Origin of the sequence: Hyphobacterium vulgare (genome assembly GCF_042643335.1) — a bacterium.
GTDB lineage: Bacteria > Pseudomonadota > Alphaproteobacteria > Caulobacterales > Maricaulaceae > Hyphobacterium > Hyphobacterium vulgare.
In genome coordinates this window covers 1-13,106 of the sequence record NZ_JBHRSV010000015.1, presented here as the reverse complement: position 1 = coordinate 13,106, position 13,106 = coordinate 1, and the positions used below count along the sequence as shown (strand labels likewise).

Below are 13,106 nucleotides of genomic sequence, written 5' to 3'. Positions count from 1 at the left end.
CGTAGCGCCTCAGCGTTATCTAGATAGCCACGCTGTGGCGGGCGGTCGAATTCGCCAGATAGCCGTCGAACGCTGCCGCGACACTCCGGACAAGCGCGCGATACTCAGGCAGAACGGCAATCCGATTTCCGTCGCGGACCACAATCCCGGCGGCTTCGAATGCCTCCAGATCAGGTTGAGGCAATTCGCGCCCGTGCCGGACTGCGTGCCGTTCGGGATCGACCGACATTGTGCACATCAATTCCTCGATGATGTCGCTGCGCAGCCGATCCTCGGCAGTGAGGCGGTAGCCGCGAGCGGTTGGCAGTTCGCCTTCACCCACACGGCGCTCCCATTCATGCGTGCTCGAAGTATGCTGCACATAGCCTTGCGGAAGCCGACCGATCGCAGAAGCGCCCAGGCCGATGATCGCGGATGCGGTGTCCGTGGTGTAGCCCTGAAAATTCCTGCGCAGCGTGCCGTCACGCTGAGCTTTTGCCAACGCGTCTCCGGAGCGGGCAAAATGATCCATGCCTACGGCAACGTGATCATGGGCTGTCAGCACGTCTGCGATGGCGTCGGCCTGGGCAAGACGGGCGGCGGCGCCGGGCAGGTCGGCCTCGGCGATCATCTTCTGGTGCGGCTTCATGTGCGGCACATGCGCATAGCCGAACACCGAGAAGCGATCGGGGTTGAACTGAAGCGCAGTCCGGGCCGTCGAAATACAGTTCTCTACCGATTGCAGAGGAAGGCCGTAGATCAGGTCGAAGTTGAGCCCGCTCACGCCGGCATCGCGCAGCATGTCCACGCATTCCTCTACCACTTCCGGCGGCTGAATCCGGTTTACGGCTCGCTGAACCGCATCATCGAACGTCTGAATCCCGAGACTGGCGCGAGTAACTCCCGCCGCGATGAAGGCGTCCTGCATCGCGTGGTCGAATATCCGCGGATCCACCTCGACGGCAATTTCCGCATCGCTTAGCACATCGAAGCGCTGACGGATGCGGTCCATCAACGTCGCAAACCGGTCGGCCGGCAGGTAGGTCGGACTGCCGCCACCCCAATGGATGTGCGAGACTTTAAGTCGGCATCCGGCGGTGGCCGCCACAATGTCGATCTCCCTCAGAAGGGTATCGGCGTAGCGCTCGACCGGATCATTCTGACGGGTCGCCCTCGTGTGGCAGCCGCAATACCAGCACATCGAGCGGCAGAACGGCACGTGGAGATAGAGTGAAACGGGTTCGCCCGGGTCGAGTTCGGCGAGCCAGCGGCCATAGGTCGGCGCATCAATTGTCGAAGAGAAATGCGGCGCTGTCGGGTAGCTGGTATACCGCGGCACCCGCTCGGTCGCGAATTTCAGGATCGTGTCGGTTCTCATCCTCTTCGGATAGCCGACCGGACCGGGATCAAATTTGCGTTGACGCAAACTTTGCAGACCGGAATGCAGCTATCAGCACCGCCTTCGAAAGGAGGAACGTTTGGACACGCAATCACGCACCTCGGTACTCTCGCGCTCGCCCTTCTTCCGCGAGCTGGATCCTCGATTGATCGAGCTTTCGGCGCAGGAAGCGCAGGAGCGCAAGCTCGCGAAGCAGGATGTGCTTTTCCAGCAGGGCGACGAAGCCACGCACCATTATGTCGTGGTGTGGGGGCGATTGCGGCTCGATCAGGCAACGCCTGATGGGAAGAATATCGTCCTGCGCTTCATGGGGCCGGGCGATCTGTTGGGCTCTGTGGCTGTCTTTCGGGGCATGCCCTATCCGGCCACGCCCGTCGCGGTGGAGGAGACCGCCCTTCTCAGCTGGAGCGCGGCCCGGATGATGGTCCTGATGCAGGAAAACCCGCCGCTCGCCATGCGGGCGATGGGGATGATGGGCGGTCGGATCGAGGAATTGCAGGCCCGGTTGCAGGAGATCGCGACGCAGCAGGTCGAACGCCGTATCGCCGCGACCATATTGCGCATCGCCGGGCAGTCGGGCCGCAGAACCGCCGAGGGCGTGGAAATCCCCTTCGCGCTCTCCCGCCAGGATCTCGCGGAGATGACCGGCACGACGCTGCACACGGTCAGCCGCACGCTTTCGGCCTGGATCGAGGAAGGTCTGCTGGAAGGGCGGCGATCGAGCCATCTCGTCATCCTGCGCCCGCACCGTCTGGTGGAAATTTCCGAACAGGCGTGAACGGAATTTGCGCAAGATCAAGTCGCGCCCGGAAAAGTTGCGCTAGCCATGCCGTCACTCGAAATGGGAGACAGGCATGCTTGACGATCTGAAATTCATGAATGTGTCCGACCTGATGCAGGGCTGGCCGGAAACCGTACCGGTTTTCGTGAAACACCACATGGCCTGTCCGGGCTGCGTGATGGCCCCCTTCATGACGGTGCGGGAAGTCGCTGCGGAGTATGGAATCCCGGAAGATGGGCTGGCCACAGATCTTGCCAGGGTCATGGCGAACGAGAGATGGGAGGACCGCGTCTGAAGAAAGCGGAGTGGACCGCGTCTGGCAACACAAGTTAAAACTGCGCGCGCGGAGATTGCCGAAGCGCAGGTGCAGCCGGAATGCCATTCAGCGGAACACATGCCGAGGGCCAGCTTCAGGCCCTGATCGGGACGGCCGTCGATGGCATTATGAGCATCGACCGGCGCGGTATTGTCGATCTCTACAACCCGGCCTGCGAACGGATTTTCGGATGGGCGCCGGGCGAGGTGATCGGCCGCAATGTCTCGATGCTGATGCCGCCGCGCTATGCGCACCGGCATGACGGCTTTCTTGAACGCTATATCGAGACAGGCGACGCACGCATCATCGGGATCGGTCGCGAGGTCGAAGGCCTCCGCAAGGACGGGTCCGAATTCCCGATGGATCTCAGCGTCGGCGAATTCGAGACCGGCGGCGACCGGCGCTTTGTCGGTATCGTCCGTGACCTGACCGAACGCGTGGCCGCCGAACGCCGCCTGCGCGAATTACAGGCGCAGCTCTCCCACATGGGCCGGGTCAGCGCCGTCGCCGAAATGGGCACGGCCCTCGCGCACGAACTGAACCAGCCGCTGACCGCGATCGCGCTCTTCCTTGCGGCCTCGGACAAGGCGCTTGAATCCGACCCGGCCAAGGCGCGTTCTCTCTTCGCGCGCGCGCAGCAGGAATCGCAGCGGGCGGGCGACATCGTCCGGCGGATCCGCCAGATGGTCGAACGCGGCGATGACGAGCGCCGCGACATCGACTTGGCCGACCTCATCACCGGCGCTGCGGAATTGTGCAGCGTCGCCGATGTCGATGGGCGGACCGCGATCGACATTTCGCGGGCGCAATCGCGGATCACGATCCATGCCGATGCGACCCAGATCCGCCAGGTTCTGGTGAACCTCATCCGCAACGCCATGGATGCGACTGCAGGACAGGGAAACCGAACCGTGCGCGTGCGCACGCGTTTGAGAGAGGACATGACGGAGATCGACGTCGAGGATAATGGACCGGGGATCGACCCGCAGGTCCGGCCGCGGCTGTTCTCCCCCTTTGTGACGAGCAAGAAGGACGGTCTCGGGATCGGCCTTTCGATCTGCCGCACGATCGCTGAGTCGCATGGCGGCTCGCTGGAACTGCTCGATGAACCAGAACCGGGGGCGCTGTCCGGCGCACGCTTCCGTCTCGCACTGCCGATGAGCTGACGGATGTCCCAAAAGACGCTGCATATTGCCGTAACGGATGACGACGACGCCGTCAGGGATGCACTCGCCGCCGTGCTCGAAGCGCCGGGACGGACTATTCGCACTCACGCGCACGGTCTGGCCTTCATCGAATCACTCGACGAATTCACGCCGGATGCGGCCTTTCTCGACCTGAAAATGCCGGTACTGACTGGTCTCGACGTGCTCCGGCGGATTGGACGCGTCCCGTTCCCGATCATCATGGTCAGCGCCCACGGCGATATCGCGACAGCGGTCGAGGCGGTCCGGCTTGGCGCTTATGACTTCGTCGAGAAACCCTTCACGCCCGATGTGATCGAAACGGCCTTGGAGCGCGCCCTGTCCCAGGACAGCGACGTGAGTTCGCAGGAGGCCTTCATCACCCTGACCGAGCGCGAAACGGAAATCGCCCGAGCATTGAACCGGGGTCTGACCAACAAGGAAATCGCGCGCGAGTTCGACATCAGCCCGCGCACTGTCGAGATCCACCGTGCGCGGGTGTTCGGAAAGCTTGGTGTGCGCAATGTCGCAGGCCTCGTCAGATTGATCGCGGACGGGCCCGGCCGGGTTTGATCGAACGCAATGCACGGATCGGCCGGCCGGACTATTTTGGCCGGTATGAAACGCCGCGTGTTGCACCTGATCGAGACGACCGGCACGGTCGCCGACGCCTTCGAGGCGTTCGCCGCCGCGCGCGGATTCACGCTGCTGCGCCATGACACGGACTGGTCCGCAGCGATCGATTTCCTGCCGCTTGCCGACGATGTCCTGATCGCTGATCTTGATCGTCCCGATGATGTTCGCGGTTTTCTTGGCTGGCTCGGGCGTCTGGCGCTGATGCCAAGAACCATCATCGTGACCAGCCTTGAGACCGGGTTCGCCGCGGCACTGAGTGCCGGGGCGACAGGCATCGTCATTCTGGCGAAGCCGATCCGGGTCGAGGAGTTGGACGCGGCGATTGCCGGTCCTGCAAAACCGGCTGCCGAGAGCGCATAGGGATTTTCCCGTACGCGTTCACCCGAATTTCGCGCACCGGGATAAAGCGGCATTTGTGAGCTCCAAGGACACACCATCCCGGGAGCCCGGACATGACGCTTCAGACCCCCCGCCGCCTCAAGGCCCGCACGCCGCTCTACCATGCCGGCGATCCCGCACGGGATCTCGTCAAGCTCGTCTCGGGCGTCGTCATGGTGTTCCAGATCTTCGAGGACGGCCGGCGTCAGGTGCTGGATATCGTCACCGCCGGCGAACTGGTGCATTTCCAGATCGAGGGTGAACTGGATCATCACGCCGAGGCGCTGACCGATATCGAGGTCATCTCCATTCCGGTCTCCGAACTCACGCAGAACCGCGCCTGGACCGAGTTCGTGTTCGACCAGATGCGCGACCGGCTCGACCGGGAACGCCGGCACGTCGCCCTCCTCGGGCAGAAATCGGCGGCCGAGCGGCTGGCGGAGTTCCTGTTTCTCCTGTCCGACCGCCTGACCACCCCGCTGGGCGATATCGAACTGCCGATGAGCCGGCAGGAAATCGCCGACTATACCGGCCTCACCATCGAGACCGTGTCGCGCCTGTTTTCGCGCTGGCTGCGCGAACGCCGGCTGGTGGCCACGGGGCGGCGGACCTACCGCATCGCCGGGTGTCTCGCCGCCTGATCCCGCAAAAAGCGCAGCGCTTTTGAGCCAGCGCAATTCGATCGGTCCGGCCCGGGTCTAGTCACGGGTCATCACAACCGCTCATCCAAGGAGAGCACCATGAATATCCGCAAACTCCGCATCGAACTCTTGGCCGGTATCGCGACCGCCGTGGTCGCCGGTGCCGCCGCGATGGCCTTCCAGCCCGCGGCCCTGGCTCAGGAGGCCGCCGAGGTGGCCGATATCGTCCGGAACCCGACGGACCTTCCCCCGCCGGTCACTGCGACGGCACCGCAGCACCATGTGGTTGAGCTTGAGACGGTCGAACTCGTCGGCCAGCTCGCCGACGGCACGACCTTCACATACTGGACCTTCAACGGCCAGGTACCCGGTCCGATGCTGCGCGTCCGTGTCGGCGACACGGTCGAGGTTCGCCTGACCAACGCGCCCGACAGCATGATGATGCACAATGTCGACTTCCACGCCGTGACCGGTCCCGGCGGCGGCGCTGCCGCGACCCTGGCCGGCCCGGGCGAGACGCGCAGCTTCACCTTCACGGCACTCAATCCCGGCGTCTATGTATATCACTGCGCCACTCCGATGGTGGCCCAGCACATCGCCAACGGCATGTACGGGCTGATCGTGGTCGAGCCGGAAGACGGCCTGCCGGAAGTCGATCGCGAATTCTACGTGATGCAGGGCGAGATCTACACCGAGGAAGCCTTTGGCACGCCCGGTCATGCGACCGAGAGCCTGACCGCGCTGCTCGACGAACAGCCGCAATACTATGTGTTCAACGGCTCCGCTTTCGCGCTCCGCGACCGGCCGATGCAGGCCGAGGTCGGCGAGACCGTCCGTATCTTCTTCGGCGTCGGCGGCCCCAACAAGACCTCGTCCTTCCACGTGATCGGCGAGATATTCGACACCGTCTACCCGTACGGTTCGCTGACCTCGGAGAATATCTACGACGTTCAGACGGTGACGGTCGCCCCCGGCGGCGCCGTGGCCGTCGACTTCGAACTCGAGGTTCCGGGTAATTACATCCTCGTCGACCACGCCCTGTCGCGCGCCGAACGCGGTCTCGCCGGCGTCCTCCATGTCGAGGGTGATCCGAACCCGGATGTCTACCACGCGCCGGACGGCGAGGTGGAAGGCAGCGGGCACTGACCAACTCCCCTGGCGGTGCGGGTCAGCCTCCGGGTGGCCGCACCGCTCACCTCCCCCAATAAGCAAACTCAGCAAGCAGACAAACGGACAAGAACAATGAAACTCCAGACCCTTCTCACCGCCGCCGCCATTGCGATCACCGTGCCGGCCGCGGGCTTCGCCGAGGACCATCAGGTCCACATGCTCAATCGCGGGGCCGACGGCCAGATGATGGTCTTTGAGCCGGCCTTCCTGCAGGTCGAACCCGGCGACACCGTAACCTTCCTGCCGACCAACCCGAGCCACAATGCCGAGAGCATTCCGAGCATGATGCCGGAAGGCGCGGAAACCTTCCGCGGTGCGATGAACCGGGAGGTGACTGTGACCTTCGATCAGGAAGGGATCTACGGGATCAAATGCCTGCCGCACTACGGGCTGGGCATGGTCGCTGTGATCCAGGTCGGCGACGACACGGCCAATCTCGAGGCGGCGCGCGCCGTGCGCCACCCCGCCCGGGCGAACCAGAGAATGCCGGAACTGCTCTCCCAGGTGCAGGAATAACCGGCCGCGGCGGCGCGTTTCTCCCTCCCGCGTGCCGCCGCATCCCTTCTTTTAAAAATGCGGACAAGACCCATGATCACCTCACGCGCAATGCTGCTGGGGGCAGCATCCCTGCTTGCCCTCGCCGCGACCTCGGCTCCCGCCGTAGCCACCGACCACGTTCAGCGCCGCCCGGAAGCCGCGCCCGCGGAAGCCATCACCGACATCATCGTCGTCACTGGCTACCGGCTGGCGACCGAAATCGCGATCGAGGACTCGATCACGCCGGAAACCGCCCCGCTGACGGGTGTGGACGCTGCCGGTCTCGTTGCTCGTCTTCCCGGCGCCGCCCTGATCGACAACGGGTCGATCTCCGGACAGGTGCAGTATCGCGGCCTCTTCGGTCCGCGTGCCCCGGTCACGATCGACGGCGCCCGTACCCTTTCCGGCGGCCCCAATCTGATGGATCCGCCGCTTCAGGGCGCACCGCTGCCGCTGATTTCCCGCATCGAGGTTGATCGCGGCGTGGCCCCGGTCAGCGAAGGTCCAGGCCTCGGCGGCGGCACGAATGTCGTGCTGCGCCGCATCGATTTCACCGGATCGCATAACTGGTCCACGACGGCCGAAGGCTTCGCCGCGGTGCGCAGCGTAGATGGCTCCTACGCAGTCGGCGGCATTGCCGGCGGCGCGACCGAGAGCCGCCGGTTCGAACTGTTTTTCTCGCGCGAACAAGGTGGCGATCTCGCCTTTTCCGGCGGGCAGATCCCGAACTCGCATCACGAGCGCACGCTCTACGGTCTGGGCGGTGGTCTCGCTTCAGGCAATCACGCCTTCGGTCTGTCGCTGCGGCGGGTCGAGGTTGGCGAGACTGGCAACGCACCCTTCGCGATGGATATCGACTATGTCGAACACGATGTTGCGGAGGCGACTTATGCCGGTACGTTCAACGACATCACGCTCGATCTCCGTGCCGGCTGGAACACCGTCTCCCACGGAATGGACAATTTCAGTCAGCGCCCGAACGCGGACCTGATGCGTCACCGCTACACGCAGGCCGAGGCGGACGGGTTTGCCTTCGAAGCTGCAGCGGACCTGCCCGCCTTCGGCGGCACGCTGAGCTTGGGCGGCGACGCCGAGCGCAGCGCGCACGACGTGCTGATTACCAATCCGAACAATGCCGCCTTCTCGGTCACCAGCCTCCCAGACGTTACGGTCCAGAGGATCGGCGCCTTTGCCGAATGGACGGGCGTCATTGCCGGGATCGACAGCGAGCTTGGCCTGCGCGCCGACCGTCACTCCGACGAGGCTGGTCAGGCCGTGCTCGGTGCCGCGCTTCCCGCCGGACCGCGCATGCTGGCCAATGCCTTCAACGCCGCTGACCGCGACATCGACGAGTCGACGGTTGATGGTGTTGCGCGTTTCTGGCGCGAGACCGGTGACGAACTCACCTGGCGGCTGACGCTGGCGCGGAAGACCCGCGTCCCGGGCTATGTCGAACGGTTCGCGTGGTTGCCGACCGAGGCCAGCGGCGGGCTCGCCGACGGCAATGTCTATGTCGGGGATCTCCATCTCGATCCGGAAGTCGCATGGTCGATCGAAGCCGGTTTCGACTACCGGACGGGCGATGTCTACCTCCGCCCCACCGTCTTCGCACGCCGTGTCGACGGCTTCATCCAGGGCGTGCCCTATGATGCCACACCTGGCGTGATCGATAGCCCGGTGGAGATGGTCGCGGCGATGAATGGTGACCCGACCCCGCTGCGCCTTGCCAATATCGATGCGGACTTCTACGGCATCGATGCCGATTTCGGATGGCGGCTGTCGCCTTCCTGGACGATCGACGGGGTGGCTTCCGTGGTGCGCGGTGAACGGCGCGACATCGACGATGCGCTCTACCGTATGGCTCCGGCGCGGCTCCTGCTCGATTTGACCTATGAGCAGGCGGACTGGAGCGTCTCGCTGGAAGGGCAGTTCGTGGCCGAACAAACCCGTGTCTCGCTGACCAATGACGAGCAGCCGACCGACGGCTATGCGGTCTTCGGTGCCAATTTCGACTGGTATGCGCGGGACAATGTGCTCGTAACGCTGGGCATCGAAAACATTCTCGACACGGACTACGAACGCCATCTTGCCGGATACAACCGTGTCGCGGGCGGGGATGTGGCGGTGGGCGACCGCCTCCCTGGTGCGGGGCGCGGCCTCTATGCGCGGATCAGCGCGGGGTTCTGACTGGCCCGCCAATCCGGAACTGAGGGGCCGCGGTGCGAACCGCGGCCCTTTTTCTCCGGATCAGGCTCCCACGGTTTCGATGCTGCGCCGCAGGGCCGCGACGAATTCGGGGACCAGGCGCTCGCTGACGGACGCGCTCGACCAGTAGGGGTTCATGAAGACGCCGCGCATCAGCACCAGCCGGTCGTCGTCGTCCTCAAGACCGTAGCGTGCGGCGTGGGCCGCGATCTGCGCGGCCTGACCGGGGCGGCGGAGCGTCGTCATCGACAGGTGGAAATCGCCGTCCTCGCGCACCGCGTCGTAGAGCGCCGCCGTTCGGCGGTTCGCGGATGACAGGGCCTCACCGTCCGAAGCCAGCGAGAAGCAGGCGATATTGCTGTCGGCAGGCTCGAGGAAACGAAGATCGGGAAGGGCGGCGCGGACGGCATCCTGGAAGACCTGCCGCGCCCGCACCGTGCCGGCGAGGATGGCGCCGAACCGGTCCGGGCGGAAACCGATCGTGCGGCCGGTCAGCCACATCGCCGCTGCGCCCGAGGCCGGGCGCGAGCCCTCCAGCGTCGCCGACCACAGATCCTGCGCCAGGTGGGGCCGCTCAAGATAGGGCGCGTCGAACACCGAGACTGTGTAGCGGTCGGCATCTCGCGCCAGGAAGGTGCCGCAGGCATAGGGCGTATAGCCGAGCTTGTGCGGGTCGATGGTCACTGAATCCGCGCGGCCAACCGCCTTGAGCGCCTTGCGTACGCGCGGCGAGAGAACGGCTTCGTGGCGGCCGTCCGGGATGGTGCAGAGAAAGCCGCCATAGGCCGCATCGACATGGTGCCAGATGCGCCAGCCGCGTCCGGCTTGCAGGTTTTCGAGAAGATCGCAGACCCGGTCAACCGGGTCGATCTCGCCCGTCTCGGTCGTGCCCGCCACGGAGACGACGGCAAGGACGGGCCGGCCGGCAGTTGCGGCGTCCTCAAGCCGCCGTTCGAGATCGGCGACGTCAAGACGGCCTTCCGCATCGAGCCCGGCGCTCCAGAAAGCCTCCTCGCCGAGACCGAAGACATTGGCCGCCTTCTGCCAGGAGAAATGCTTGTTGCCCGGCACGAGCACCACCGGGCCGGAATAATCCCGGCCGCAGGCCACGCCGATCCGCCGGAAAACGTCGGCGGGATTTCCGGCCACGGCGCTCGCCTGGCGTAATTCGGCGGCGGGCGGTTCGTAGCGTGACACCAGTTCGGCGAAGCGTGCCCAGCCCATATGGGCGGCCGCGAAGAGATCGAGCGTCTCGCCCGTCGTCTCGGCGATCCACAGCGCCAGGGCGAGCCAGTGATCCAGCCGGTAGCGGGCGCGCCAGACGCCCTCGAAATTCGCCATCGTCCCGCCCGAGGTGAAATGCCCGCGCGCGACCGCCGGATCGAAGCCCACCATCTCCGCGAGCATGGCGATCGCCTCGGCCTCGATCACCGTGCCGATCTTCGACACCTCCCGCGACGTGTTGTTCGGGTTGTGCAGCAATGCCGTGAAGTGGCCGAACAGGGCCGGCAGGGAGAGTTCGGACACCATGTGCCCGGCATAGCGCGGCGAATAGGTCGGGGTTTCCCGGCGCAGGAGAGCCATCAGCTCGGCCAGCGCCTGCGCGGTCCGCTCGCGCTCGACGAGGAAGCCCGGGGTCAGCCGCTCCTCCGCGCCGATCGCCGCAGGGTCGCCCGGCAAGCTGTTGCGCCGCCAGTCGAACCAGTCATCGACAATGGCCTGGAATTCCGACCGGACCCAGGACTCGTTCTCCGACCGGGGTCCCGGGAAATAGGCCTTGGGACCCGAACTGCCGTCTTCGATCATTGCCTTCGTCCTTTTCACTGCGTCTGGCGATGCGATTGCCACAGCCCGGCTGCAGCGCTTTTGCGCCAGCGCAACATGCGCCTGACTGACCGGCGTTATCGCTCATGCCAACAGGACAAAAGGACACTCCCCATGCTCGCGCTTCCTCTGGTTTCCGCTCTCGCGCTTTTTGCCGCCGACGATCCAGGCTCGCCTGCCCTGGAGGACGCGATCATTCTCGATCTTCGCCTTCGCTACGAATTGGCCGATCAGGACGGGCTTGCGCATACCGCCGATGCGCTGACGCTGCGCGCCCGGGCGGGTTTCGAGACGCCACAACGCGCGGGGTGGAACCTGCTCGCCGAGGGCGAATTCATCGCCGGGCTCGCGGGCACCTATTCCGACACGATCACGGCAAGACCGGGCTATCCGGTCATCGCCGATCCAGACGCGGCGGAGCTGAACCGGCTGCAGCTGTCCTGGCAAGGCGAGAATGCTCAAGTGGTCATACTCGGTCGGCAGTGGATCAATATCGACGACCAACGCTTCGTCGGCACGGTCGGCTTCCGCCAGAACAGCCAGAGCTATGACGGGGTTCGTCTCACACTCGGCGGCGAGGGCCGTGTTGGCTTCGACTATGCGTGGATTGGCCGGGTGAACCGGGTGTTCGGCGCCGATCATCCGCTCGGGCATTTCGAAAGTCATTCCCATCTCGCCGAGATTCGCTCACGGACCGGTATCGGTACGATCGCCGTTTACGGTCTGTGGCTCAATTTCGGCAACGCGCCGGGCCTGTCGTCGCAGACGCTCGGCGTGCGGCTGACGGGTGGGGAGAGCAGCTGGTCGTGGCGCGCGGAGTATGCGCGGCAAAGCGATTACGCCAACCAGCCGGGAGATTTCGATCTCGACTACGTAAGGCTGGAACTCGGCCGTCAGATTGGTCCCGGCCAGCTGACCGGCGGGATGGAAGTGCTCGGTGGAGACGGTTCGGCCAGCTTCCAGACGCCGCTTGCCACGCTGCACAAATTCCAGGGCTGGGCCGACGCCTTCTTGACCACGCCGGCTGCCGGTCTGCGCGATGTCTATCTGCGCGCCAGCTATCCTGTCACCTTGATCGACGGGTTCACGGTCAGCGGTGCAGTTCACGACTTCGCCTCGGACGATGGCGATCTCAATTTCGGCCGCGAACTCGACTTTTCGGCCGCAATGCCGCTGGGCGGCGGGCTTAGTCTCGAAGCAACGGCAGCATTCTTCGAAGGTGGACCCGCCGGTCCTGCCGACCGCACTCGCATCTGGCTAACGCTGGGCTATGCGTTCTAAACGCTTGCTCAGCGAAGCCATGACGCTAGGGACAAGTTCGACTTCCGTTTCCGATCCACCGCCATTAGACGCCCCTAAACTGTCTCACAGATCACCGACCGCTAGGCCGGGCCCCAAGCCACGCGGGCTTTCGCGGGTCAGGCTAAGGACTCACATCACCCCGACAAGCTCGGGCTTAGAGGCGAAATTCGCCGAAATTCTCAAAACCTGAGGACTCGGAGAATATAGTGTCGCGGTCTGTGGTGATCGGGATAGCGATCTGTTTTCGCTCGATAATTCGTAGCGCTGGTGAATTCAGCCTGATTGGTTCGATTTCAGGGCACTACGGCTTTCTGAGAAAACCCGGCTCGAAAACTGGAGGCTTGGGTTAGGCAAACCAGTCCATCTGGGCAGCCCAATCGAGTGGGAAGGGCGCGAGGGCCTTCGTCAGGGTCAAGCCGGCGGGAGGGCGTCCCTCAACGACGGCTTCGACGATTGCAGGCGACAGGAGGGTAAGCCGCAGCACGCGAGAGAGGTAGGACGGTGCGATCCGTTCCTTGCGCGCCAGGGCCTTCACGGTCGAGCAGTCGCCATTCTCAAGAAGATCACGCCAGCGGTGTCCGCGAGCGATCGCCTTGAGGAGAGTCTGGTCGGGCTGGTGTGATGCCGGCAATGCGCTGCCTTGTGGCGGCGCAATGATCTGCCTGCGGCCACCGGATTTTCGAAAACTGACAGGGACCCGAACGACGAGACGATCGCCCTGGATCTCGGTGTGTATTTGGGGGCGAGGCGTCAT

General features: G+C 64.6%; 13 protein-coding genes. 10 read left to right on the top strand and 3 right to left on the bottom strand.

Features of this window, described 5'->3' with window-relative positions; translation table 11 throughout:
* Positions 1-19 precede the first annotated feature (19 nt).
* Positions 20-1,357: an oxygen-independent coproporphyrinogen III oxidase gene (gene hemN, locus ACFOOR_RS07980; protein WP_343165607.1), complete on the bottom strand. Its 1,338-nt coding sequence runs from the start codon at positions 1,355-1,357 to the stop codon at positions 20-22.
* A 100-nt stretch (positions 1,358-1,457) separates the two neighbouring features.
* On the opposite strand from hemN, the gene ACFOOR_RS07975 reads away from it, so the two are divergent.
* From ACFOOR_RS07975 to ACFOOR_RS07935, 9 genes are all read left to right on the top strand, one after another.
* Positions 1,458-2,156 carry a Crp/Fnr family transcriptional regulator gene (locus ACFOOR_RS07975; RefSeq protein ID WP_343165608.1) on the top strand — a complete coding sequence of 233 codons (699 nt, stop codon included), beginning with the start codon at positions 1,458-1,460 and terminating at the stop codon, positions 2,154-2,156.
* Between the two features lie 76 nt (positions 2,157-2,232).
* Entirely contained in the window at positions 2,233-2,454 is a 222-nt protein-coding gene (locus ACFOOR_RS07970) for a DUF1858 domain-containing protein (RefSeq protein WP_343165609.1), read from the top strand.
* A gap of 80 nt (positions 2,455-2,534) precedes the next feature.
* Complete coding sequence (locus ACFOOR_RS07965; RefSeq protein ID WP_343165610.1) at positions 2,535-3,641, top strand: two-component system sensor histidine kinase NtrB; 1,107 nt, start codon at positions 2,535-2,537, stop codon at positions 3,639-3,641.
* Between the two features lie 3 nt (positions 3,642-3,644).
* Entirely contained in the window at positions 3,645-4,232 is a 588-nt protein-coding gene (locus ACFOOR_RS07960; protein WP_343165611.1) for a response regulator transcription factor, read from the top strand.
* Between the two features lie 45 nt (positions 4,233-4,277).
* Positions 4,278-4,655: a hypothetical protein gene (locus ACFOOR_RS07955; protein ID WP_343165612.1), complete on the top strand. Its 378-nt coding sequence runs from the start codon at positions 4,278-4,280 to the stop codon at positions 4,653-4,655.
* Positions 4,656-4,747: 92 nt separating this feature from the next.
* On the top strand, positions 4,748-5,314 hold the full coding sequence (locus ACFOOR_RS07950; RefSeq protein ID WP_343165613.1) for a Crp/Fnr family transcriptional regulator: 567 nt from the start codon (positions 4,748-4,750) through the stop codon (positions 5,312-5,314).
* A 99-nt stretch (positions 5,315-5,413) separates the two neighbouring features.
* The gene (nirK, locus tag ACFOOR_RS07945; RefSeq protein WP_343165614.1) at positions 5,414-6,460 is read left to right on the top strand and encodes a copper-containing nitrite reductase; all 1,047 of its coding nucleotides are present in this window, start codon (positions 5,414-5,416) and stop codon (positions 6,458-6,460) included.
* A 96-nt stretch (positions 6,461-6,556) separates the two neighbouring features.
* Positions 6,557-7,000: a pseudoazurin gene (locus ACFOOR_RS07940; RefSeq protein WP_343165615.1), complete on the top strand. Its 444-nt coding sequence runs from the start codon at positions 6,557-6,559 to the stop codon at positions 6,998-7,000.
* A gap of 72 nt (positions 7,001-7,072) precedes the next feature.
* Positions 7,073-9,208: a TonB-dependent receptor gene (locus ACFOOR_RS07935; RefSeq protein ID WP_343165616.1), complete on the top strand. Its 2,136-nt coding sequence runs from the start codon at positions 7,073-7,075 to the stop codon at positions 9,206-9,208.
* Between the two features lie 60 nt (positions 9,209-9,268).
* On the opposite strand, the gene ACFOOR_RS07930 is transcribed toward ACFOOR_RS07935, so the two are convergent.
* A complete protein-coding gene (locus ACFOOR_RS07930; protein ID WP_343165617.1) occupies positions 9,269-11,032 on the bottom strand; it encodes a pyridoxal phosphate-dependent decarboxylase family protein in 1,764 nt (587 codons plus the stop codon).
* Between the two features lie 132 nt (positions 11,033-11,164).
* Here ACFOOR_RS07930 and ACFOOR_RS07925 point away from each other — a divergent pair, with 132 nt between their 5' ends.
* Positions 11,165-12,331: a hypothetical protein gene (locus ACFOOR_RS07925; RefSeq protein WP_343165618.1), complete on the top strand. Its 1,167-nt coding sequence runs from the start codon at positions 11,165-11,167 to the stop codon at positions 12,329-12,331.
* Positions 12,332-12,698: 367 nt separating this feature from the next.
* Here ACFOOR_RS07925 and ACFOOR_RS07920 read toward each other — a convergent pair.
* Positions 12,699-13,106 (bottom strand): hypothetical protein (locus ACFOOR_RS07920; RefSeq protein WP_380214231.1); only part of this gene is annotated, 408 nt, incomplete at its 5' end.